Annotated in this window: 23 protein-coding genes and 1 pseudogene; 13 read left to right on the forward strand and 11 right to left on the reverse strand. The window is 36.6% G+C overall.

Annotated elements, in window-relative coordinates; all coding sequences use genetic code 11:
- The 4 genes and pseudogenes from fis to V6256_RS07055 form a co-directional block, all read left to right on the forward strand.
- Window positions 1–300, forward strand: a complete 300-nt coding sequence (gene fis, locus V6256_RS07040) for a DNA-binding transcriptional regulator Fis (protein ID WP_025563271.1) — start codon at window positions 1–3, stop codon at window positions 298–300.
- Window positions 301–463: 163 nt separating this feature from the next.
- Window positions 464–1,042, forward strand: coding sequence for a YjaG family protein (locus V6256_RS07045; RefSeq protein ID WP_341597371.1), 579 nt, complete (start codon window positions 464–466; stop codon window positions 1,040–1,042).
- 170 nt (window positions 1,043–1,212) lie between these two features.
- Entirely contained in the window at window positions 1,213–1,488 is a 276-nt protein-coding gene (locus V6256_RS07050; RefSeq protein WP_113820039.1) for an HU family DNA-binding protein, read from the forward strand.
- A 217-nt stretch (window positions 1,489–1,705) separates the two neighbouring features.
- Window positions 1,706–2,449: pseudogene (locus tag V6256_RS07055) on the forward strand (alpha/beta hydrolase family protein); the annotation flags it as partial.
- Between the two features lie 309 nt (window positions 2,450–2,758).
- On the opposite strand, the gene purD reads toward V6256_RS07055, so the two are convergent.
- The 4 genes from purD to nudC all read right to left on the reverse strand — a co-directional run bounded on the left by purD (window position 2,759) and on the right by nudC (window position 8,119).
- Window positions 2,759–4,045 carry a phosphoribosylamine--glycine ligase gene (gene purD / locus V6256_RS07060; RefSeq protein WP_341597372.1) on the reverse strand — a complete coding sequence of 429 codons (1,287 nt, stop codon included), beginning with the start codon at window positions 4,043–4,045 and terminating at the stop codon, window positions 2,759–2,761.
- A 187-nt stretch (window positions 4,046–4,232) separates the two neighbouring features.
- Window positions 4,233–5,825 carry a bifunctional phosphoribosylaminoimidazolecarboxamide formyltransferase/IMP cyclohydrolase gene (purH, locus tag V6256_RS07065; RefSeq protein WP_341597373.1) on the reverse strand — a complete coding sequence of 531 codons (1,593 nt, stop codon included), beginning with the start codon at window positions 5,823–5,825 and terminating at the stop codon, window positions 4,233–4,235.
- A 296-nt stretch (window positions 5,826–6,121) separates the two neighbouring features.
- Window positions 6,122–7,186, reverse strand: coding sequence for a uroporphyrinogen decarboxylase (hemE, locus tag V6256_RS07070; RefSeq protein ID WP_341597374.1), 1,065 nt, complete (start codon window positions 7,184–7,186; stop codon window positions 6,122–6,124).
- A gap of 126 nt (window positions 7,187–7,312) precedes the next feature.
- Complete coding sequence (gene nudC / locus V6256_RS07075; protein WP_341597375.1) at window positions 7,313–8,119, reverse strand: NAD(+) diphosphatase; 807 nt, start codon at window positions 8,117–8,119, stop codon at window positions 7,313–7,315.
- Window positions 8,120–8,314: 195 nt separating this feature from the next.
- On the opposite strand from nudC, the gene rsd reads away from it, so the two are divergent.
- Window positions 8,315–8,794 carry a sigma D regulator gene (rsd, locus tag V6256_RS07080; protein WP_341597376.1) on the forward strand — a complete coding sequence of 160 codons (480 nt, stop codon included), beginning with the start codon at window positions 8,315–8,317 and terminating at the stop codon, window positions 8,792–8,794.
- Between the two features lie 102 nt (window positions 8,795–8,896).
- On the opposite strand, the gene V6256_RS07085 is transcribed toward rsd, so the two are convergent.
- Window positions 8,897–10,210 carry a peptidoglycan DD-metalloendopeptidase family protein gene (locus V6256_RS07085; protein WP_341597377.1) on the reverse strand — a complete coding sequence of 438 codons (1,314 nt, stop codon included), beginning with the start codon at window positions 10,208–10,210 and terminating at the stop codon, window positions 8,897–8,899.
- A 249-nt stretch (window positions 10,211–10,459) separates the two neighbouring features.
- On the opposite strand from V6256_RS07085, the gene metK reads away from it, so the two are divergent.
- On the forward strand, window positions 10,460–11,608 hold the full coding sequence (metK, locus tag V6256_RS07090) for a methionine adenosyltransferase (RefSeq protein WP_341597378.1): 1,149 nt from the start codon (window positions 10,460–10,462) through the stop codon (window positions 11,606–11,608).
- Window positions 11,609–11,632: 24 nt separating this feature from the next.
- Window positions 11,633–12,121: a SprT family zinc-dependent metalloprotease gene (locus V6256_RS07095; RefSeq protein ID WP_341597379.1), complete on the forward strand. Its 489-nt coding sequence runs from the start codon at window positions 11,633–11,635 to the stop codon at window positions 12,119–12,121.
- A gap of 518 nt (window positions 12,122–12,639) precedes the next feature.
- Here the strand turns inward: V6256_RS07095 and V6256_RS07100 are convergent.
- The 3 genes from V6256_RS07100 to V6256_RS07110 are packed head-to-tail and all read right to left on the reverse strand — an operon-like array spanning window position 12,640 to window position 14,238.
- A complete protein-coding gene (locus tag V6256_RS07100; protein ID WP_341597380.1) occupies window positions 12,640–13,383 on the reverse strand; it encodes an RNA methyltransferase in 744 nt (247 codons plus the stop codon).
- Window positions 13,384–13,394: 11 nt separating this feature from the next.
- A complete protein-coding gene (rimI, locus tag V6256_RS07105; protein WP_341597381.1) occupies window positions 13,395–13,859 on the reverse strand; it encodes a ribosomal protein S18-alanine N-acetyltransferase in 465 nt (154 codons plus the stop codon).
- On the reverse strand, window positions 13,843–14,238 hold the full coding sequence (locus tag V6256_RS07110) for a DNA polymerase III subunit psi (protein WP_341597382.1): 396 nt from the start codon (window positions 14,236–14,238) through the stop codon (window positions 13,843–13,845). The genes rimI and V6256_RS07110 overlap by 17 nt, the downstream gene beginning before the upstream one ends.
- Before the next feature lie 462 nt (window positions 14,239–14,700).
- Here V6256_RS07110 and V6256_RS07115 point away from each other — a divergent pair, with 462 nt between their 5' ends.
- From V6256_RS07115 to V6256_RS07130, 4 genes are all read left to right on the forward strand, one after another.
- Window positions 14,701–16,407 carry a dipeptide ABC transporter ATP-binding protein gene (locus V6256_RS07115; protein ID WP_341597383.1) on the forward strand — a complete coding sequence of 569 codons (1,707 nt, stop codon included), beginning with the start codon at window positions 14,701–14,703 and terminating at the stop codon, window positions 16,405–16,407.
- 58 nt (window positions 16,408–16,465) lie between these two features.
- The gene (locus tag V6256_RS07120) at window positions 16,466–18,016 is read left to right on the forward strand and encodes an ABC transporter substrate-binding protein (RefSeq protein WP_341597384.1); all 1,551 of its coding nucleotides are present in this window, start codon (window positions 16,466–16,468) and stop codon (window positions 18,014–18,016) included.
- A 113-nt stretch (window positions 18,017–18,129) separates the two neighbouring features.
- Window positions 18,130–19,107: an ABC transporter permease gene (locus V6256_RS07125; protein WP_341597385.1), complete on the forward strand. Its 978-nt coding sequence runs from the start codon at window positions 18,130–18,132 to the stop codon at window positions 19,105–19,107.
- Between the two features lies 1 nt (window position 19,108).
- Window positions 19,109–20,056, forward strand: coding sequence for an ABC transporter permease (locus tag V6256_RS07130; RefSeq protein ID WP_341597386.1), 948 nt, complete (start codon window positions 19,109–19,111; stop codon window positions 20,054–20,056).
- Between the two features lie 65 nt (window positions 20,057–20,121).
- On the opposite strand, the gene V6256_RS07135 is transcribed toward V6256_RS07130, so the two are convergent.
- A complete protein-coding gene (locus V6256_RS07135; RefSeq protein ID WP_341597387.1) occupies window positions 20,122–20,415 on the reverse strand; it encodes a Fis family transcriptional regulator in 294 nt (97 codons plus the stop codon).
- Window positions 20,416–20,969: 554 nt separating this feature from the next.
- Between V6256_RS07135 and V6256_RS07140 the strand changes: the two genes are divergently transcribed.
- Window positions 20,970–21,122 carry a hypothetical protein gene (locus tag V6256_RS07140; protein WP_341597388.1) on the forward strand — a complete coding sequence of 51 codons (153 nt, stop codon included), beginning with the start codon at window positions 20,970–20,972 and terminating at the stop codon, window positions 21,120–21,122.
- On the opposite strand, the gene V6256_RS07145 is transcribed toward V6256_RS07140, so the two are convergent.
- Together V6256_RS07145 and V6256_RS07150 are read right to left on the reverse strand one after the other, a co-directional pair.
- Window positions 21,119–21,943 (reverse strand): ion transporter, encoded by an 825-nt coding sequence (locus V6256_RS07145; RefSeq protein WP_341597389.1) that lies wholly within the window; start codon window positions 21,941–21,943, stop codon window positions 21,119–21,121. The genes V6256_RS07140 and V6256_RS07145 overlap by 4 nt on opposite strands.
- A 66-nt stretch (window positions 21,944–22,009) precedes the next feature.
- Window positions 22,010–22,960 (reverse strand): YeiH family protein, encoded by a 951-nt coding sequence (locus V6256_RS07150; protein WP_341597390.1) that lies wholly within the window; start codon window positions 22,958–22,960, stop codon window positions 22,010–22,012.
- A gap of 215 nt (window positions 22,961–23,175) precedes the next feature.
- Here V6256_RS07150 and V6256_RS07155 point away from each other — a divergent pair, with 215 nt between their 5' ends.
- A complete protein-coding gene (locus V6256_RS07155) occupies window positions 23,176–23,634 on the forward strand; it encodes a dCMP deaminase family protein (protein ID WP_341597391.1) in 459 nt (152 codons plus the stop codon).
- Window positions 23,635–24,592 lie beyond the last annotated feature (958 nt).

Here is a 24,592-nt window from a genome sequence, read left to right on the forward strand (position 1 = left end):
ATGTTTGAACAAAATATTTCTCAAGAAGCACTAACAACGACTACTAGTATTCCAGCTACAGGGCAAATAACTCAACGTCCATTACGTGATTCAGTACGCCAAGCTGTCTCTGGTTACGTTGCAAAATTAAACGGTCAAGACACTACTGAACTGTATGAGTTAGTATTGGCAGAGGTTGAAGCGCCAATGTTAGATATCATCATGCAATACACTCGTGGTAATCAAACGCGTGCAGCAACTATGCTAGGCATTAACCGTGGCACACTTCGTAAAAAATTAAAAAAATACGGCATGGGCTAAATTTTAACGAACTCTAAATACCAAAAAGCGACTCGATAGTCGCTTTTTTTATCTGTTTTTTTCAAAATAGCTGATAGCTAATTACAAAAAATAAAATATCTAAAGACAACAACAAAAATTGCCTATAATCTTAACCTCTTTTGAAGATGCAAATAGGACAATTATGCTATCTCTTCCTATCAATAATCAATTAACAAACTTACAAGCTTGGCAACAAAGTGTATTTTGTATGGCGCTAGCAGAGCAAAATATTGCTCACTTTAAAATGTTCAGTCAAGCAATAGAAAGTGATAATGATGTTATTGCTGATAATATATTACAGCTGTTTTGGGAAAAACTAACTGTTAAAGGCGCAAAAGTAAACTTCACGATCCAAGAAGAAAACTTCAATGCTATTGTTCCAGAAAGTAAAGATCATGACTTCTTCGGCGTTTACCCTGCGATTGATTACTGTGTTATTACACAATGTGTGTTCAACTCCTTCACCACTAAATCACCAGAAGAAGCATTAAATGCAAGCCAAACTGTTTTTGCAACGATTGCTAGTTTTATTGAATTACAAACAGATCAGGAAATTGATGAAGCTGAATTACTAATAGAGCCGTTATTTATTGAGCAACTGGAAGTACAAAAGACCATTTTAAAGATGCTTGATAATGAACGTAGCCCTACATTAATCAAGTCTATTCGAGATTATATCCGTGGATTAAATGAAACCAGTATTGGCATTGCAACGTCATAAATTAAACTAAAACCTCTTAAAATTGTGTGATTTTTAACACACTTAAGTAAATAAATGGCTTCTTCTAGCATTTTAACTATGTTTATGCTTTACTTGCTAGGAATGAATGCAATACATTAAATAAGTGTTTAAACTATCACGTATTTTTTTATATTAACGGAAGTCAAATAATGAACAAAACTCAACTTGTAGCAGATATCGCAGAAAAAGCTGACCTTACTAAAGTACAGGCTAAAGCAGCTCTTGAACAAATCTTAGCTAGCGTAACTGATAGCTTAAAAGATGGCGAACCAGTTCAACTAATCGGCTTTGGTACTTTCAAAGTGAATCATCGTGCAGCACGTACAGGTCGTAACCCACAAACAGGCGCAGATATTGAAATTAAAGCAGCTAACGTTCCTGCTTTTGTTGCTGGTAAAGCACTTAAAGAATCTGTAAACAAATAATCATTATTGTTGTCATACTCTGTATGCCCTATTGTTAATGTTTAATTATAAAAAACCCTCTTCTTAGAGGGTTTTTTTATATCCATTTTAATGTATTCCCTTCTTATCAATCTTTTTGTTTCAAAAATGTTAAATAACTCCTATATTCATGTTAATTCTCTTTAAAATGTGATCTAATAGACCCTTTTATAACTCAACATTTTTATAGGAGTCCAGCATGCGCCAAAAAGTAGAATTTACTAATGGAAGTAACATGCTTAGCGGTGTTTTAGACACACCAACATCTGACATTAAATTTTACGCGCTATTTGCCCATTGTTTTACCTGTAGCAAAGATGTCGCGGCCGCAGCCCGCATCAGTAAAGCACTAACGGCCAAGGGAATTGCTGTTTTCCGTTTTGATTTTACTGGGCTAGGTTGTAGCGCCGGTGATTTCTCAAATACTAACTTTTCATCTAATGTACGTGATCTTGTTGCTGCATCAGACTTTCTCAGTAAAGAGTACCAAGCACCTAAGTTGCTAATCGGTCATAGTCTAGGTGGAGCCGCTGTGCTAGGCGTAGCTGATAAGCTGCCAGAAGCTGTTGCAGTAGTTACCATTGGAGCTCCTTCAGATGCTGCCCATGTAGCACACAACTTCTCTGACCATATTGAAGAGATCAATACAAAAGGCGCGGCAAAAGTAAACTTAGCTGGACGTGACTTTACTATACAAAAGCAATTTTTAGATGATATTAATAGTTACGGCAACGGACATATTAGTAAACTAAAACGTGCTTTATTAGTGATGCATTCACCTCTTGATAGCACTGTTAACATTAGAGAAGCTGAAAAAATTTACCAAGCGGCGTTTCATCCAAAAAGCTTTGTTAGCTTAGATAATGCAGATCATTTACTGACCAGAAAAGAAGATGCTCAATATGCTGCCGATGTTATTGCGGCATGGGCTAATAGGTATGTATTAACGCCTGTACGTATTGCTTCTTAAGTTAACGTAGCTTATTGAGAAATAAGCACAGAGTACAAACTAAAAAAGCCCCGTTATCTTTGTGATTAAAGATAACGGGGCTTTTTGTATGCGCTTTAATTGAAACGATTAATTATACCAATCACACTAATTAACTGATCTATTTTACTTGCTAAAATAACTTATTTCTTCGTTGTAATTTTCGCAAATAGAACAACTATTTAACTCAAATTACGCCTTAAACTAAGTCATTTTTTCTGCGTAAAATTTAGATCACTTATTTAATATAATTGGTATTAAAGCTTATTGGTCATTCTCACGCGCAATCGCACGGTAAGCGATATCATTACGATGGAACATGCCATCCCAAGTAATTTGCTTAGTTAGCTGATAAGCCTTCTGTTGCGCCTCTGTCACTGTATTTCCAAGTGCAGTCGCACAAAGTACACGCCCACCACTTGTTACGACCTGACCATCTTTTTCAGCAGTACCTGCATGGAATACTTTAAGACCTTCCGCTTCCTGTGGAATACCAGAAATGACATGCCCTTTAGTATAATCACCAGGATAGCCGCCTGCAGCCAATACAACACCAATGGCAGCACGTGAATCAAACTCTGCAACCATTCCATCAAGTTCGCCATTAACGCCTGCTAGACATAAGGTAACGATGTCAGACTTCATACGCAGCATAATAGGTTGTGTTTCTGGGTCACCAAAACGACAATTGTATTCAATCACTTTAGGCGTGCCATCTGCCATGATCATTAGACCAGCATATAAAAAACCAGTGTAGGTATTACCTTCCGCAGCCATTCCTTCCACTGTAGGACGAATCACTAAGTCCATAATACGATCATGCATTTCTTGCGTTACTACTGGTGCTGGAGAATAAGCGCCCATACCACCTGTGTTTGGACCGGTATCACCATCACCAACACGTTTGTGATCTTGACTTGTTGCCATTGGGACAATGTTCTTACCGTCAACCATCACAATAAATGAAGCTTCTTCACCGTCTAAAAACTCTTCAATTACAACACGATGCCCTGCTTCACCAAATGCATTACCCGCTAGCATATCTTGAATAGCATCTTCCGCTTCTTGTAATGTCATTGCTACGATCACGCCTTTACCAGCAGCAAGGCCATCGGCTTTAATCACAATCGGAGCACCTTTTTCACGAACATAGGCTAAAGCTGGCTCAATTTCAGTAAAGTTTTGGTACCAAGCTGTTGGAATATCATGACGTGCTAAAAAGTCTTTAGTAAAAGCTTTAGAGCCTTCTAGTTGTGCCGCGCCTTGTGTTGGACCAAAGCAAGCTAAGTTCGCTTCTTGGAAAGCATCAACAACACCAATCACTAATGGTGCTTCAGGGCCAACAATAGTTAGTTCAACATCATTTTCTTTTGCAAAAGCAACTAAAGCGTCAATTTCTTCCACGCCGATATTAACGTTAGTGACTTTATCTTCTAGTGCGCTACCAGCATTACCTGGTGCCACAAAAATATTATTAACTTCTGTATTTTGTGCTGCTTTCCATGCCAATGCATGCTCACGGCCGCCGCTACCAATAATTAATACGTTCATTTTTGTTCCTTACATATTCTGCTTGTTGTCATTCAAGAAGCTATATTCATCCAGATCAACAAGTTAGCTAAGAATTAATTTTATCGTATATATAAATAAGGCGGCAAAATTGCCACCAAATAAAATAGATTAAAAGTATTCTGTACGCCTGAGTATCCCCAGACGACAGCACTTCCAGTAAGTCAGATTAATGACGGAAGTGACGCATGCCTGTAAATACCATTGCCATGTTGTGCTCGTCTGCTGCTGCGATAACTTCGTCATCACGCATCGAACCACCAGGCTGAATCACACAGCTAATACCCGCTTCTGCTGCTGCATCAATACCATCACGGAATGGGAAGAATGCATCAGATGCCATTACAGAACCTTCAACCACTAAGTTTTCATCTGCTGCTTTAATACCTGCAATTTTAGCACTGTAAACACGGCTCATTTGACCTGCGCCAACACCCACTGTTGTACTATTTTTAACGTAAACAATCGCATTTGATTTAACAAATTTAGCTACTTTCCAGCTAAATAGTAGATCATTCATTTCTGATTCTGTTGGTTGGCGTTTAGACACAACTTTCAGGTCATCCAATCCAACCATGCCTTGGTCACGATCTTGTACTAATAATCCGCCATTTACACGTTTAATGTCGAATTCAGTGGTTTTATCAGCCCACTCACCACAAACTAATAAACGTAAGTTCTTTTTAGCAGTAATGATTGCAACAGCTTCATCAGACACAGAAGGCGCGATGATAACTTCAACAAATTGGCGAGATGTAATTGCTTCTGCTGTAGCAGCATCTAACTCTCGGTTAAATGCAATAATGCCACCAAATGCAGATGTTGGGTCTGTTTTGTAAGCCCCTTCATAAGCATCCAGGATAGTACCTGCAACTGCTACACCACAAGGGTTCGCATGCTTAACGATCACACAAGCTGGCTCAGAGAATTCTTTAACACATTCAAGGGCAGCATCAGTATCTGCAATGTTATTGTAAGATAATGCTTTACCTTGTAATTGAGTTGCAGTTGAAACAGACGCTTCTTGAACATTATTTTCAACATAAAAAGCGGCAGCTTGATGAGAGTTCTCACCGTAACGCATATCTTGTTTTTTCTGGAATTGTGCATTGAAAGTACGTGGGAATTTAGATTCTTCATCACCTTCTTTGTTTTCACCGTAACTTGGTACCATAGTCCCGAAGTAATTAGCAATCATGCCATCATATTGTGCTGTATGCTCATAAGCAGCAATCGCTAGGTCAAAACGTGTTTTGTAGACTAGGCTACCTTCGTTTTCATTCATTTCAGTTAAAATGCGTGAGTAGTCAGACGCATTAACAACAATCGCTACATCTTTATGATTTTTTGCAGCAGCGCGAACCATTGTTGGTCCACCGATATCGATATTTTCAATTGCATCTTCTAATGTACAATCAGGGTTTGCTACCGTTGCAGCAAATGGATATAGGTTAACTACAACCATATCAATTGCTTGAATTTCATTAGCAGCCATAATATCTTCATCGATACCACGACGTGCTAAAATGCCACCGTGAATTTTAGGGTGTAATGTTTTTACACGCCCGTCCATCATTTCTGGGAATCCAGTGTAATCAGAAACTTCCGTCACTTTAATGTTATTTTCTGCAAGTAGTTTGCAAGTACCACCTGTTGATAAAATATCAACGCCTTTATCCGCTAACTCTCGTGCAAACTCTACAATACCAGTTTTATCAGAAACACTGATTAGTGCTCGTTTAATTGTTCGGCTATTTTCCATTATCTTCCACATTCCTCGGTTAATGTTTTCATCGGTGAAACATTCAATTATTCAGTTTTTCCAAAACTAATTGAACATGCGCGGCATTCTACCCGAATTGAAAGCATTTTTATTCGTTTTGTTAAAATAAGATGCAAAAAAATGAGATTAGTAAGCAAATATTATCAAGCGGCAAGATTATGTGACTATTTTGCTATAGGAATGGGTAATAATATGCAGGTTTAAGAGAAGAATAAAAAAAGGACTACTAGAAAAAGCATACCTTAACTTAAGGTATGCTTTTTCTTATGAATTGATTATTTATGGTAAGGCACACTTAATTCATGTACCGCATCAACAAAGACTTTAGCGTTTTCTGGTGGTACGTCTAAATGTATACCATGCCCTAAATTGAAAACATGGCCAGTACCACTACCAAAACCAGATAAAATAGAAGCAACTTCTTGTCGAATACGTTCTGGTGAAGCATATAACATAGAAGGGTCCATATTACCTTGCAAGGCAACACGTGAGCCAACTCGTGCTTTTGCTTCTTTGATATCAATTGTCCAATCTAAGCCAATGCCATCACAACCCGTGTCAGCGATCTTCTCAATCCACTGTCCACCATTCTTAGTAAATAAAGTAACAGGGATTTTTTGACCCTCATGTGAACGCTTTAAATTATCCACAATCTTATGCATATATTGTAATGAGAAGTCTTGGTAATCACGAGGTGATAAAACGCCGCCCCATGTATCAAAGACCATCACTGATTGCGCGCCAGCTTCAATTTGAGCATTTAAGTAAGCAATGACTGAGTCCGCTAATTTGTCTAATAAAGCATGTAAAATTTGAGGATCTGCAAAGGCCATTTTTTTAATTTTAGTAAAGGCTTTCGAGCTACTTCCTTCTACCATATAAGTTGCTAGTGTCCATGGACTACCTGAAAAGCCAATTAATGGCACTTCACCTTTTAAATCACGTCGAATAGCACGCACGGCATTCATTACATACTGCAGCTCACCTTCTGGATCAGGCATGATCAAGTTATCAACGTCTTTTTTACAACTAATAGGACGTTCGAATTTTGGGCCTTCACCTTCTGAAAAATATAAACCTAAGCCCATTGCATCAGGGATCGTTAAAATATCAGAAAATAAAATCGCCGCATCTAAGTCAAAACGACGAAGCGGCTGCAAAGTCACTTCTGAAGCGAGATCTGCACTGCGACATAATGACATGAAATCACCAGCTTGTGCTCGAGTTGCTTTATATTCAGGTAAATAACGGCCAGCTTGACGCATCATCCAGACTGGTGTTTTATCTACTTCTTTTTTTAACAAAGCACGAAGATAGCGATCGTTTTTTAATTCTGTCATTAGTAACCTTTTTTACTTTAACTTTGATAGTTTTACGTGGTCATTCCAAATTATTGATAGATAATACTACAGTCGTTTTATAAATAAACTTGGTAATTCCTATCAATCCGATATCCAAGCCCTAGCTTAACGACATCGCTTTAATGTTTTCTCAATTAATTTTCGCGCAATTGTGCCATGCTTTGGCATGATTGGTAAGTTATCAGCATCATACCAATTTGCTTCAACTAATTCATGTGTGTCAGCACACACTTCTCCAGAAGCATAATCAGCAGTAAATCCCATCATCAAGGAATGAGGAAAAGGCCAAGGTTGACTGCTCACATATTGAATATTTTTAACTTTAATACCAACTTCTTCAAAGACTTCCCGCTCAATACAGGCCTCTAGAGACTCCCCTGCTTCAGTAAAACCCGCTAAGGTTGTATAAACAGGGTAATTACTTTGCTGATGACGTTTATGCAATGCTAATAAAATTTGTTTATGCTTGCGAATAGCAACAATAATACAAGGTGAGACACGTGGATAAGCTCGATGTTGACAATGATAACATTTCATTGCAATTTCCCAATCAATCTCCTGCATTTTCTGACCACACTGACCGCAAAACTGATGAGTTTTATAGAATAATGCAATCTGTAAAGCGCGCCCTGACATGTCAAACAATAGGTCAGGCACTCTGCCCAACAAAGAGCGAAGCGTAACATAGTCGCCTAACCCAACATCTAAAAAATCATCAAGTTCAACAAGATAACAAGAAGCACCATTATACTCACCAAGTAAACGTTTATTCACTGTTGCCCCTTCAGGAAATGGTAAATCATTGATGCTACCAAAAGGGATTAATTCCCCTTTATCTAAGGCAACTAACTTGCCTTGAGAAACGATAAACCACCATGCTTCTTGCTCGTTTTCTTCGATCACCTGATTCATTTTATTACTCAATTCAAACTAAATTAACATAGTATAACGCAAATAGATGAGGTGCATTAAAGGTTAATAATAATCTCTTAAATTTGTAAAAACTTACAATGGGTATAAGGTCACAGTAATTTTTAAACAAAAGTATATGCTTAAATTAGAAGGTCATTCACTTCTATTATCAAATATACCTTTATAGGAGGCCACATGCTTAATAAACTTAAACAAGCAAAAGAGGAATGGGGTGGTGCACTTTCTATTATAGATAACTGGTTAGACGCTCGTCAAAAATTGGTTATTTTATATTGCCAACTCGCAGGGCTTCCCCCTTACCAAGATCAAAAAAAAGGGTTACCGCAACAAGCTTTAATTACTGAGTTCTGCCAATTATTATTAGATTATGCATCCACAGGGCATTTTGAAATTTATCATCAAATCATTGCGCAATCTAAACTAGATGGGGAAGAAAACCTTAAAATTGCACAAGAGCTGTATTCGCGTATCACCACCACAACAGACATTGCATTAAACTTTAATGATACCTATGCAGAAGATGCATCTGATCAAGCAATGTTAAATTTTGATCAAGATCTTTCTAGGTTAGGTGAGGTTATTGAGAGTCGCTTTGAGCGGGAAGATCAACTATTAGAAATCGTTCATTTACACCATACGTTATCTATTACGTAATGAAAAAGCCTCAATTATACGTAAATATAATTGAGGCTTTATAAATTAACGAGAAATCACTTAATCAAGGCAGCATCCTTAATTAAGCAGTTTTTATTTCTTTTATAACTCTCCCATTTCCTTTAATGCTAGGTCACGAGTTGCCTTAAAGGCTTTAATTTTATTGGCAGGCACTTCTTGAGAAAGAGGCAGAGACACTTTCATCGCATCAACAGGCTTACCGTTAATATGGAATTCATAATGTAGATGCGCACCAGTAGAACTTCCCGTATTACCTGACTTAGCAATTAACTCCCCCATCGCAACTCGCTGACCTTTTGTCACTAAACGTTTGCTCAAATGTAAGTAACGCGTAGTGTATTTTCGGCCATGTTTGATAACAATGTAATTACCTGCAGCGGGGTGATAACCAGCTCGTAAAACGACACCATCACCAATGCTGTATACATTGGTTCCTGTACGAACGGCAAAATCAGTTCCGTTGTGTGGACGAACACGTTTAGTAATAGGATGAAGGCGACGAGGATTAAAAGGAGAACTTATTCTAGGGCGGCCATTGACTGGGTATCGACGGTAAGCTTTAGTTAAGCCCATGCCATCTTTATCATAATAACGACCATCATCGCTTAAAAATGCCGTATACGCAGTTGATCCCCTTTCGATAATCACTGCTAATACTTCACTTTCATTGGCATAAGCCCCTTCAATATATTGTTTAGCAACAAGCGATTTAAACGTATCGCCTGCTCGTAGCCGTTTAAAATCCAACTTATCTTGTAAAGCATTAGAGATTTGTTGAATTTGACTAGAAGTAAGGCCACTTCTTTTTGCACTGACATAAAAACTGCCATTGATCGTTCCATGGTAATAATTATTACGCCACTCACCTTTTTTTGTTTCTATCTTAGACAGGTACTCTCCATCTTTTAATACAAAACTTAATGTCGTTGCGCGGTCAATGACTAGCTTCAGAGCTAATAATTCATTTTTAGGACCAATTTGAAGGTGTATTTCTTGCCCTGGAAGTAAATTAGCCAATCGAATATGCTCTGCATCGGCCTCTAATACTTCTTGTAAATTAGCTGCCGGTATATTTTGATCAGAAAATATCTGGCTTAACGTATCGCCCGATTTAATGGTAATAACCGCTTCTCTATTGCCAGAGAACTCAGGGTATAAATTATTACTTTCAACACTGCCCTGCCCTTGTGGAACCGCAATTGATTTTTTTACTTGAGTTGAAATATTTTCTGGTAAAACCAACTCTTTAGTTACTTTTTTATTGGATGCCTCTGGATGCGGAATAAGGCTAATCAGAATTAATATAACAAACAGTAAAATAAGCAGCCAAAAGTGTAAACGAGGCAATTTATTAATGAGTGAGAAAAACTTTTTAAACTGGAATTGTAAAGGCATAAACGATCTCGAATAAACAGGGAAAATATAACCACAAAATAAAAATGACGGGAGTATAACTCATCGCTAGTTTATCTTTAAGGGAATATACGCATAATTTTTAAAAGGTTATGACCACTAAAAAGTACAAACAGTTCTAAATTATTTTAAAATATTATGCTGTCATATCATGTAAAAAAATGTATTATAGACGTCTAGATGTTCAAACATCCAAAGTTTTTAATTCATATAGCCCGAATAGGAGTTCACATGTCACGTGACTTATTTACTTCAGAATCAGTTTCTGAAGGTCATCCAGATAAAATCGCAGATCAAATTTCTGATGCAGTACTTGATGCAATTTTAAAACAAGATACTAAAGCACGTGTTGCTTGTGAAACCTATGTAAAAACAGGCATGGTAATGGTAGGTGGTGAAATCACTACTGATGCATGGGTTGATATTGAAGAAATTACACGTAAAACAGTACGTGATATTGGTTACACTAGTTCAGAAATGGGTTTTGATGCAGATTCTTGTGCTGTATTAAATGTAGTTGGTAAACAATCGCCAGATATCAACCAAGGTGTTGATCGCTCTGACCCACGTGAGCAAGGTGCTGGTGACCAAGGTTTAATGTTTGGCTATGCGACTAATGAAACTGAAGTTTACATGCCAGCTCCTGTTACTTATGCACATCGTCTTGTTAAAAAACAAGCTGAAGTACGTAAAAGTGGTCAACTAGACTGGTTACGCCCAGATGCAAAAAGCCAAGTAACTTTTGCTTATGATCAAGGTAAAATTGTAGGTATCGATGCGGTTGTATTATCAACACAGCACCGTGAAGATATTAAGCAATCAGACTTAGTTGAAGCAGTAATGGAAGAGATTATTAAACCAGTACTACCAGCAGATCTATTATCTGAACGTACTAAATTCCATATCAATCCAACAGGTCGCTTTGTTATTGGTGGTCCAGTAGGTGATTGTGGTTTAACAGGTCGTAAAATTATCGTTGATACATATGGCGGTACTGCTCGTCACGGTGGTGGTGCATTCTCAGGTAAAGATCCATCAAAAGTTGACCGTAGTGCCGCATACGCAGCACGTTACGTAGCAAAAAACATAGTTGCTGCTGGTTTAGCTGACCGTTGTGAGATTCAAGTTTCTTATGCCATTGGTGTTGCTGAGCCAACATCAATTAGTGTAGAAACATTCGGTACTGAAAAAGTGGCAAAAGGGTTAATCGTAAGCCTAGTAAGTGAACACTTTGACCTTCGCCCATATGGCTTAATCGAAATGTTAGACCTGATTAAACCAATCTACCAAGAAACAGCAGCTTATGGTCACTTTGGTCGTGAGCAATTCCCTTGGGAATCGCTAGATAAAGTAGAAGCTTTAAAAGCAGCTGCATTTTAACGGCTAGTATTTAAATAGAACGCAATGTTAAGCATTGAAGATAAAAAAGCACTTGCAGTTAAAGGTGAAGATTGTTTCATTTTAGCGGAGTGCTTTTTCGATCGCGCCTTTAAGCGCCCAGGTTATTTATTCAATCAGGGAGGTCGTAGTGCCGGTAGCGCACACTTGCAAAAGAACCTACTCAACTTTAATCCGATTTTATACCATCAAAATAAAGCGATTTTTATTAAAGAAGTCGTTGCGCATGAAATTGCTCACCTAATCACCTATCAATTATACGGCCGAGTAAAGCCTCATGGTAAAGAATGGCAATATATTATGACTCAGGTCTTTAACTTACCTGCTAATACAACACATCAATTAGATATTAGTGATGTTCAAGGAAAGTTATTTTTATACCGTTGTGCATGTAGCGAGCATCAATTAACAGTCCGTCGTCATAATAAAATTAAAAAAGGGACTGTTTATTTGTGTAAGAAGTGTAAGTGTGAATTAGAAGAAGTCAGTAAATAGTTCAGTAAACAATAATGTGGGATTAATATTGCAACTACTCCAACCCCCCGCCTTTATAGTTGCAATATTAATTATACCAATTCATCAACAGATAGAGCTTTCTGTGATGGCGATAAACATTTATCAGTTTATCTTTAACCGTCCCTCACTGTGCGATAAAAGCCGGTTAATATTCATCATCGGCAATGTGCGTTACCTTAATGAAGGTGCTGTTACTATTAATGTAAAAGGTAGGACATCCTTTTAAGTTAATATACAAAAAAACAACTTATTATTAATGCCTTTATTATTTCACTTTACATTCACCTGGACGAAGAAAATGCGTTAAGTGAAGCTAATTAATAATGTGTTTCTCTGCCAGCAACTAAATGATAATAGATATCATTATTAACTGTCAATCATTAAAATCAAATTTTTTAAATTAAATTTACTATTCCCAAAAACAAAAAATCCGGTACAAAGACCGGATTTTTAAAATGTTCTTTTAAAACAAATTGATAAAGCTAAATTAATTTTAATTAACGTTTAAAATTATCTAAAATAATTCCTGTTGCCATTGCCACATTTAATGATTCTGCTTGGCCAAAGTTAGGAATAGTGATCTTATCTGTAATTAATTGACCCACTTGCTCAGAAATACCATGTGATTCACTGCCCATGACAATGAAAGCATTATCAACTAATTTGCTTTTATGAATATTTTCTCCTTCCAAAAAAGCACCATAAATTGGCTTATCCTGAGCTGACAAGTAGCTATATAAATCAGTATGACTCACTTTAACTCGCGCAAAAGACCCCATCGTTGCGGCAATAACTTTAGGATTGTAAAGATCTGCACAATCCGTACTGCAAATAATATGTTCAATACCGTACCAATCGGCCACACGTATAATCGTCCCCAAGTTACCAGGGTCTCCCACTTGGTCTAATACCAGAACTAATTGGTTATTTTTAATGTCAGGTAACTCACTCGCTTTAGATTTAACGATCGCAATAACCGTATTATTGGTTTTTAATGTACCTGCTTTTTGCAACTCTTCAGCAGTGCTTTCTATTGTTAATGACACGAGTTGCTTTTGTGATAATAAGGCTGAGTTTTTATTAATATATTCAGGCGTTGCAAATAAGTTTACAACTTCAAAATCAGAGTTAAATAACTCACTTACATTTTTTTCACCCTGCACCAAAAACAGCCCTGTTTTTTTGCGCTGTTTTTTTAACTCTAAAGAATGAATAAGTTTAAGTTGGTTTTTAGAAATCATGTAAGTTCCAATTATAAGTAACAACACATAATGATAGCATTTTCTCTACCATTATCTGTTGGGTAGTAAGCATGCCTAATATCCACTTCAACAAAACCAAGTTTTTGATAAAGCTTGAGCGCAGCTTGGTTAGATTCTCTTACCTCAAGCCAAATCTCTTGTTGGTCTAATGAGATAGATAATGTTTTCAAATAATCTAATAAAGAAAAGCCTAACCCTAGCCCTTGTTGGTCAGGTGAAATGGCAATATTTAAAAGCGTCACCTCACCTGCAACATAACTTGCTACAAAGTACCCAGCGAGCTTACCTTCGACCATTAATACATGGTTAATATAACGTTTACCAAAATTACTAATGAAGAGTTTTTCAGACCAAGGATGGCTATGAGCAGAAGATTCAATGGCAAGGACCTCAGGAAGGTCAGTTATTGCCATTGCGATAATCTCTATTTTAGATTGATTATTGTAGATGGTCACAGTATTGCTTCCAAAGTAATTTTTTAGCTTTCCCATCTTTAGACAATACAGCTAAAGAAGGTGAATGCAGTAATTGTGTATTAGCAGCAACGCTTATTTTTCCTAGTGTCGACCATATCAAACGAGGTAAACTGCCCTGCTGGTTTTCGAACTGCTCTAATGAGCAAAAAACCACATCATCAATATCAATAGAAAAAGCACTAACAATAGCAGTCATTAATTTATGTTGCTGATCTTGCTCGGTACACACAATTAATAATTTACATGTCGAAAGGTTTAATTGTTTAGTGGTACTTTCTGCTTTAAATAATTCTGGTTTTCTTACCTGCCAATGAGTTATTCCCATTTCTTGTAAAAAGAGAGCCTGTTGGTGCTTCATAAAAACCTAAAATAACAAGTAATAAATAAAATAGGCATTAATATAACATTGAATCTCAATTTTAATGAATATTTCAGTCACTTTAGGCCTATTAATAGGTTTAATCTGCCCTTTTATTTTCCCCTCCTCCATTGCCAATAGGGCATTTATCCCTTCTTACCAGTAAGAAAATATTGACTCTAAACAAGACTAGCGTATTTTAAGCAATTGGATTTGTGCGTGGTCTCTGGTTAATACGTCTTATTGTTGATTATTAAGTATGCTAATTTTCTCTAATAATTTGAACTACTCATCAAAAACGACATTAATCAATTGTCGACACAGGTCACATAAATTACGGTTGAAATTAAATATTTATGACATGAAGTTATAAATAAACAAAAAAATGCGAAATAAATCACAAAACCGCAGAGTCAATAAAATTAAATAAATCGTAAGTTTTGTACTTACAGGGAATAGTAAATGTCATTACTACAAGTTAAAAACCTACGTATCGAATATCCTTCGCGATTTGGCGTACATGCGGCAGTTAAATCTCTCTCTTTCTCTATTAATCGCGGAGAAATAGTCGGTGTGGTAGGCGAGTCAGGTGCCGGAAAATCAACGGTCGGAAATGCAATCATTGACCTATTAAGCCCTCCCGGTGTTATTGCGGGTGGAGAAGTCTTTCTAGATGATCAAAAGATATCAGGGTTAAGCCTTGAAGAAATGCGTAAAGTGCGCGGTAATAAAATTGGTTTTATCTTTCAAGATCCAATGACCTCACTAAACCCTTTGTTCACAGTTGAACAGCAACTCCTTGAAACAATCCACGCTAATTTAAATGTTACACATCAAGAAGCCCTAAAACGTGCAATTCAGTTAATGGATCAAGTGGGTATTCCTGAGCCAGAAGTTCGTATCAAGCAATATCCACATCAATTTTCTGGCGGTATGCGTCAACGTGTTGTTATCGCGATAGCACTCTCAGGTGAACCGGATTTAATCATTGCCGATGAACCAACCACGGCTTTAGATGTTTCAATACAAGATCAAATCCTCACCTTGATTCGTAATCTATGTATAGAAAAAAATGTGGGTTGTATGTTAGTGACACATGATATGGGTGTGGTTTCTAACGTGACTGACAAAGTAGCTGTAATGTACCGAGGTGACTTAGTCGAGTTTGGCGAAACCAGTAAAGTACTAAGTACCCCAGACCATGAATATACACGTAGTTTAATTTCTGCTGTACCTCGCTCTGATAGAAAGCTAGCTCGATTCCCTCTGGTTAACTACATCGAAGAAGCACAAGAACATCAAGCTTTAGACCTTAAGAATCACTGGTTAGGCCAAAGTGAAGAACAGCGTAGTTATAAAGGGCCATTATTAAATGTAGAAAATGTTAGCCTTCGATTTGTAACAAAAGACTCGTTCTTTGAAAGTAAACGTGAATACGTACAAGCGAATAAATCGGTGAGCTTTTCTATCAAAGAAGGAGAAACTTTTGGTTTAGTAGGCGAATCTGGATCAGGTAAATCAACAATTGCACGAGTCATCACTGGATTATATCCACCAAACGAAGGCAAAATAACCTTTGAAGGAATTGATTTAACTGCCATCAAATCTGAGCGTGAACGACGCCCTTTCCGCCGTCAAATGCAAATGGTTTTTCAAAATCCATACACATCAATGAACCCACGTATGAAAATATACGACATCATTGCGGAGCCTATTCGCTTTCATAAATTAGCGGCCAGTGAATCAGAGATACAACAAATCGTCTTTGATTTATTAGATCACGTCGGCTTAGGCAGAATGGCGGGCGTAAAATATCCACATGAATTCTCTGGTGGTCAGCGTCAACGTATCTCCATTGCTCGTGCTTTAGCAACACGACCACGCCTATTAATTTGTGATGAACCGACATCTGCATTAGATGTATCAGTACAAGCACAGATCCTAAACCTACTTAAGGATCTACAAGACGAATTAAATTTAACAATGTTATTTATTAGCCATGATTTACCAGTAATACGTCAAGTTTGTGACCGTATTGGGGTCATGCAAAAAGGGCAATTATTAGAAGTGAATGAGAGTGAAGAATTATTTACTCACCCTCGTCATGAGTATAGTAAGCATTTAATTTCATTAATGCCTGAATTTAAAGGGTTAAGGAACGATATTTAATATCTAGTGCAGATATTAAGTATTTTAAAATAAAAGGTTTTTATAAAAGGAGTTGTAAATGAAGTTTTTAAAATCAAAATTAGCTATTGCATTACTTGCTACTGGCTTAAGCTTTGCAGCATCAGCTGCAGATATCACCGTTGCCTATGATTCGGATCCAGTAACATTAGATCCGCATGAACAGCTTTCTGGTGGCGTATTACAAATGTCACATATGCTATTTGATCCTCTTGTTCGTTTTACTAAAGAATTCGATTTTGAGCCTCGCTTAGCGGAAAAGTGGGAACGTATAGACGATAACACTTTCCAATTTACACTACGTCAAGGTGTTAAATTCCACTCAGGAAACACAATGACCGCTGACGATGTAATATGGACATTCAACCGTCTAAAAACATCACCAGATTTCAAGAATGTTTTTTCTCCATATGAAAAACTTGTAAAAGTAGATGACTACACAGTTCAATTAATCTCGTACGAACCGTACCCACTTGTTTTACAAACAGCAACTTACCTATTCCCAATGGACAGCAAGTTCTATTCAGGTGAAGTAGATGGTGCCGATAAGTCAGTTATCATCAAACACGGTAACTCGTTCGCTTCAACGCATGTTTCTGGTACAGGCCCATTTACAATCGAATCACGCGAACAAGGTGTTAAAGTTGTTTTTGATCGTTTTGATGATTACTGGGACAAGAAGTCACCAGGTAATGTTGATAAATTAACGTTAGTACCAATCAAAGAAAATGCAACACGTGTTGCTGCATTGTTATCAGGTGATGTTGATCTAATTCACCCGGTTGCGCCTAATGACCAAAAACGTGTTAGTGATACTAAAAACATTGAATTAACGACTGTTGCAGGTACTCGTATTATCACCATGCAAATGAATCAAAATTCAAATGAAGCATTAAAAGATGTACGTGTACGTCAAGCGATTGTCTATGCAATTAATAACGACGCCATTGTTAAAAAAATCATGAAAGGTTTTGCAACAACAGCAGGTCAACAGGGCCCTGAAGGTTATGCAGGATATGATGCTAACCTAGTACCTCGTTACGACCTAGAAAAAGCAAAACAACTAATGAAAGAAGCGGGTTATGAAGATGGCCTTAAATTAACCATGATGGCGCCAAATAACCGTTATGTTAATGATGCTCAAATTGCCCAAGCAACAGCGTCAATGCTATCAAAAATTGGTATTACTGTTGATTTAAAAACCCTACCAAAAGCACAATACTGGCCTGAGTTTGATAAATGTTCTGCAGATATGATGATGATCGGCTGGCACTCTGATACTGAAGATTCAGCGAACTTCTCAGAATTCTTAACAATGACTCGTGATGCAGAAACTGGTCGTGGTGCTTATAACTGTGGTTACTACTCAAATGCAAAAGTTGATGAGTTAGTTAATGCTGCGAATGCAGAAACAGACCTAACAAAACGCGCTGCAATGTTACAAGAAGTTGAGCAAATCCTTTATAACGATGCTGCCTTTGTCCCTCTACACTGGCAAAACCTTGCATGGGGTGCAAAATCTAGCTTAAACGTGTCACCTATTGTAAATGCATTAAACTTCCCATACTTCGGGGACTTAGTTGTTAAATAAGTTATTTTAACTTTTTATCAATATCATAAAATGCCCTAATGTTGGGGCTCTACACCAACCTAGCTATAATCAATTAGTTAGGTTGGTGTTATTAACTTTATAGGAAACGACTGATGTTTACCTTTTTGGTCCAGCGACTTTTCCAAGCATTAATCGTAATGTTTGTGATCAGCCTAGTCGCATTTTCAATCCAAGATAACCTAGGCGATCCACTTCGAGAAATGGTAGGCCAATCAGTATCAGATGCTGAACGACAAGTATTACGTGATGAATTAGGCTTAAATGACCCTTATATCACTAAATATACCCGCTTTATTAGCAATGCAGTACAAGGCGATTTAGGGGATTCTTATTTCTTTAAACGTCCAGCTGTAGATGTAATATTAGAAAAATTAGAAGCAACAATTGAACTGGTATTCGGGGCTTCGATTATTATCATTCTGATCTCAATTCCCCTTGGTGTTTTCTCTGCTATACACCCTAAGAGTATTTGGACAAAAGCGATAATGGCTTTTAGTAGTATCGGTATTTCAATCCCGGTCTTTTTAACCGCTATTATCCTCATGTATGTATTTGCTATTGAACTACAATGGTTACCTTCCTATGGTCGTGGAGAAACACTCAACGTACTCGGTTGGGAAACAGGTTACTTAACCAAAGATGGTTTATTACACCTGGTTTTACCTTGTATTTCCTTGGCTTCTATTATGCTGCCACTGTTTATCCGCTTGGTTCGCTCTGAAATGCTTGAAGCACTAAGCTCTGAATACGTAAAATTTGCCACAGCTAAAGGCTTGGTAATGAAGAAAGTCTATTATCAACATGCGCTTAAAAATACCATGCTACCAGTATTAACAGTAGGTGGTGTGCAAATTGGTACTATGATCGCTTACACCATACTCACTGAAACCGTTTTTCAATGGCCTGGTACTGGCTTTTTATTCTTAGAAGCGATTAACCGTGTAGATACGCCTTTAATTACCGCTTATGTTATTTTTGTCGGATTAATTTTCGTGGTAACCAATACCGTAGTCGATCTGTTATATGGTGTTATTAACCCAACCGTCAAAATCACCGGTAAAGGAGCATAAAATGAATAGCTTAACTCAAGAAATTAAGGCTCCGTCACGCTGGCAACGTTTTAAAAACTCAGATTTTATCTATCATTTTAAACGTGACAAAGTAGCGATGTTTAGCTTTGCTGTGTTTTTAGCATTTTTTACAGCCGCTTTGTTTGCACCGTTGATTTCACCTACTAATCCATATGACTTAACATCAATTGATTTAATGGATTCAGAACTGCCTCCATCTTGGTTATCAGGTGGTGAAGAACGCTTTTTACTAGGTACCGATGATCAAGGCCGTGATATTTTATCAACTATCTTATATGGCTCGAGATTATCACTCACTATTGGCTTTTTGGCCGTAGCTGTGCAGTTATTACTAGGTATTGTCATTGGTTTATCTGCTGGTTACTTTGGTGGCAGAATTGATAGCCTATTGATGCGTTTCGCAGATATACAATTATCATTTTCTACTATGATGGTAGCTATTATTATTACTGCAATATTTAAAGCCAGCTTTGGTGCAGAGTTCTTCTCTCAATATGCAGTAGTAATGTTGATTGTGATTATTGGTGTCGCAGAATGGCCGCAATATGCCCGAACAATTCGTGCATCTGTATTGGCAGAGAAGAAAAAAGAATATGTAGAAGCGGCACAGGTAATGGGCTTCAGATCAATGCGTATTATGTTCCGTCACATTCTGCCTAACTGCTTATCACCTATTTTAGTTATCTCTACTGTACAAGTTGCAAATGCAATTATGTCAGAGGCAGCTTTATCATTTTTAGGATTAGGTTTACCTGTTGACCAACCTTCTTTAGGTGCGTTGATCAGCATAGGCTTTAAATACATATTCTCTGGAGCTTGGTGGATCACCATCTTCCCGGGTATTGTATTAATTAGCCTAGTATTAGTTATTAACCTATTAGGTGATTGGTTACGTGATGTGTTCAATCCAAAAATTTACAAAGGTTAATCATTAAACCTCATCTTTATTCAGTCAGTGTAAAAGCTGACTGAACTCTCCCTTCTCCACTTCAATTACGCTACTTTAAACTTAATTTGCTTGTTAACATTGTTAATTTTAATATTTATCTCACTGAGCTTATCGCAAATTAGTTTGATTAATAACAAGCGGTCATTGTCTTCCTCTAAGCGATTAATATCTTCCTGTGTGGCAAAGGCACAAGTTATCAATAAAGATGACGGAAAAGCATTATAATTAACCGTATGCGTGATCCATTGATAACCTTCGACACTCTCTAATGCAAAATCACACACTTCAGTTAATGCTCGGCAAATATTGTTATCTATTTTTTTATCGGTTTTTCTCATATTGATTATCTTTGCTCGTAAATAAAGTAAGGCACAAGATATCAGCACAATGCTAACTTATCTACACCCCAAATTAACATGCTCGTTCTACTCACTTAATTGTCATTAAATTAGTATTAACGCTTTGCTTAATTTTTTGCAGAGTAAATAAAGAAGGTAAAAGAATGGAATCAATAACAGCTTTAAGCAGTGGGATTGTCGGTTTAACTACGACCTTAACATGACAAGAAAATGGGATTGGGGTAATAATCATTATTTTAAAAAGTATATTGCCGAAAAGGGGGTTAAGCCAAGCAATGTTGTTGTATTACTAACTTTCCACAGTCTTTCGAAGGTTATAACAGACTTTATTTAGCCAGCCTAAACACTACTACAAGAACTTATCTCGGCTCTTTAGTACTTAGACCCTAACGACAATAAAAGCCGCCCCACTACTCTTTATCTATTATCCTTCCTATTCTCGAAGGTTATGAGTTAGATGATTATTTTATTATCGCTTAGGCCAGTATTTATCAATAATAGACAAAACCTACTACTGTAATAGGAATGTTTAGATGAAATCACCGATCATTATTAGCCTAGTTATTATTGCTATTTTTTGCGCTATCTTTACTCAAGGTATTATAGCGGCTACCTTTTCATTAATAGCCTTTTCCTTATTGTTTTACTTTGTCAGTACACAAGCGCATAACAGTAATTCAGATTAACGCTTTTGCAATAAAGCCTTTATCTCTGCTAACTCTTTTTTCAACTCCTCCATATCAGCGTTCTCATTGTGTTCATTCAATAAGTCTGCTTCTAATTGCCTCTCTTGCTCTAATACATTCACAACAATACCGATAACCATATTTAAAAAAGCAAAAGCGGTAAAAAAGATAAAAGTCAGATAATAAATCCATGATAAAGAGTAGACTTGCATCGTCTCATACATCACATCAGTCCAGTCTTCGAAGGTCATTACACGAAATAGCGTTAGTAAACTAATCGAGATATCTCCCCACAATGTTGGATTTATTGTTGCAAAAAAAGTGGTGCCTACCGCCGCATAAATATAAAAAATAATAAACATTAATAACATGACATAACCAAGCTGCGGCAATGCTTTTATAAGGGAGTTAATTAAAATACGTAATTCAGGAATAATGGAAACCATACGCAACACACGAAAAATACGAACCAAGCGTCCAAGAACAGCAAGTTCGCTGTCTTCAATAGGGATTAAACTAACTAATACAATAAACGTATCAAAGACATTCCAAGCATTACAAAAGAAAGTTCTTTTGTTGGGTTCACCTATAAAACGAATGACAATTTCTACTAGAAATATCACCGTAATCATAATATCTAAAATAGATAATACTTGCAGTGTCGTAGGTGAAACATCATAGCTATTAGCACCAATCATTAATGCCGAAAAAACAATAATGCTGATAACAAACAGCTCAAATATTTTGTTATTTCTAATTTTGTAAAAGCGTCGCTCTAAGTGACTAAGCTTAGTCTCATTATTTATCTTTAATTGCTTCATTTTATACCAACCCTAAAAAGTGATTAGCGCTAGCATAAAATGAAATAGATTCAGAGTCTAGGCATATTATGACATGAAGTTTTGTATATAAATTAACACTGATGTTGCGACGCTAATCCACAAAATAATCCCTAATAACATAGGTTTATAACCTGCGTTTTTAATTGTTTTAACAGTGATCCCACAACCGATTAAAAATAAACACAGTACTAATAAACGCTTACTTACAAAAAACAGGTTTTGATATAGAGCATCAAATTGTGGCAAATAATGGGCAATAGCAATCGCAAAACAATAATAAACAATAAACATTGGGATAGTTATTTTTTTATTATCTCCTCTAAACAACATTGCGCTTATAAACGCAACGGGAACAATCCATAATGCACGAGCTAACTTCACCGTAGTCGCTATTTGCAAAGCCTCATCTCCATAGGCGGAAGCAGCACCAACCACTGAAGAGGTATCATGGATAGCAATAGCGCTCCACAAACCAAAGTTATATTGACTCATCATTAGAGCATGACCAACTAACGGAAAAACAAATAATGCAATACTGTTAAGAATAAAAACAGTCGCTAATGCATGGGACGCTTGCTCATTATTGGCTTCAATAGCAGGTGCAACAGCTGCAATTGCACTCCCACCGCAGATAGCCGTACCTGATGCGACGAGATAACCGGTTTTCGTATCAAGTTTAAGCAGTTTAGTTAATAGACCACCTAAAGCTAACGTACTGAAAATTGAGCCTATAATTAACCATAAGTTACCAGAACTGGCTTGAATTGCTTGATCAACATTAATACCAAAGCCTAAGCCAATAATAGATAAAGCTAATAATTTTTTGGTTAATAACGGAATATTAATTTGCGCTGGGATTTGTCCTAAAGTAGCAATCGCAAAACCTAACACCAATGCAATAGGAGAGGATATAATAGGAAATAAACATAACGTAGCTAGCACGCTAAAAATGATAAGATGCTTATTCAATGGTACTTTTTTAAAATTCAAAGTCATATTATTTCCTTATTATTGAAGTGGAATAATACAAAATATTAATGATTAAATATATTCTAAAGAGTTTAATAATACGTTAATAAAAACTTAACAAGTTACTGCGAAAAAAGTGTATAAGTTATAAGGGCATTTTTTGATCAGATTAAGTGCTCTAAACCAGACTCGTAAATAACAACTAAAGACAACTATGTCATTACATAAAGGATTAAATTGCTATGATTTCAAAATGGGCCCCTCGATTTATTCAAATGGCAGAACTTGTTGCCTCTTGGAGTAAAGACCCTTCAACTCAAGTAGGTGCTGTAATTACTGAGCGTAATCGTATTGTATCTTTAGGGTTTAACGGTTATCCGCAAGGGATCATTGATAGCGCAAGTTCTGATAATCGAGAAGTTAAACTACTTAAAACCTTACATGCCGAAGAAAATGCCTTACTTTACGCAAAAAGAGACCTTACTGGCTGTGAGATTTGGGTAACACATTTCCCTTGTCCTAATTGTGCAGCTAAAATTATTCAAACAGGTATTAAAGCCGTTCATTGCCCAGCTCAAAGCGAAGACTTTTTATCACGCTGGGGGGATAAAATTAAACTTAGTGAAGAGATGTTCGAGCAATCAGGTGTTAGCGTTGAATGGCTAAGATTAGATCAAGATGAGACGAATAAAGTTTCCTAACCTTTATATTAATAGCTTACTTCAATATATACTGAGCGTTATCAACATGCTCAGTATATTGCTCGTCATCAAGCCACTCACTAATAAGTAACATAACTATACTTTTGTTTTTCTCATAAAATAACTAAGCAAGATTATAAGCTATTGATCTATTTTGAGCTTTTTGTTTAAAAATAATGCAAATAAAGCTAGCAATATAAATTAATATCAATTATAGTTACCCTCGCTCTGAAAAAAGAGTTATTAATGTAAAAGAAAGTCCAAGATATCCTCTGTCACATCGTTACTGTTGTCCTTAGTATTTTCCCTAGCTTCATAAAACCATTGAATAATTATATTTTCATAGCATGCAATTTTGCATATTAACAACCCGTAAAGAATTACTAAAAAAACGTAATTCCAGTTATATTAAATCAGAACTTCAGTTTTATAGTGTAGTGATACTTAATTTAAAGACCTACATGCTGGATCAATTGAATAATGTAATACGTATAATACGGATATTAAACCATAAGGAAATTATATGGCTCGTTCTACAGGTAGAAAAAGATTTTGGTTCCAACAAAATAAAGACGAAAACCAACAACAAGAAATGCAACAGAAAGAAACAGCACAACAAAAATAAGAAGTAATATCGACACTTTTAACAAGAGCAGATTAGCCCCGCTCGGTTATACTCATACTGGTTAAATAACATCAGTCATGAAGAATATTTTTACAATGCAATTAAGTTTAAGGTGCCTCTAACCTTATTCGTTTCCTCTGAAACAAATCTCCAATTATCATCATAAAACTCGCACCATGTCATTACTAGGTGCGAGATAAATCTAAATACTTCGTTACCCTTTCATCTCAATATTTAAAACTTAAAGATTATACCAATTCCGTTAATTAAGTTTCCAGATTTGTCCAATCTCGATAGCACAGCGATATGACTCTGCTTACGTCTTCACAGAAT

This window comes from Psychromonas aquatilis, assembly GCF_038155185.1.
In the GTDB taxonomy this organism is placed as follows: domain Bacteria; phylum Pseudomonadota; class Gammaproteobacteria; order Enterobacterales; family Psychromonadaceae; genus Psychromonas; species Psychromonas aquatilis.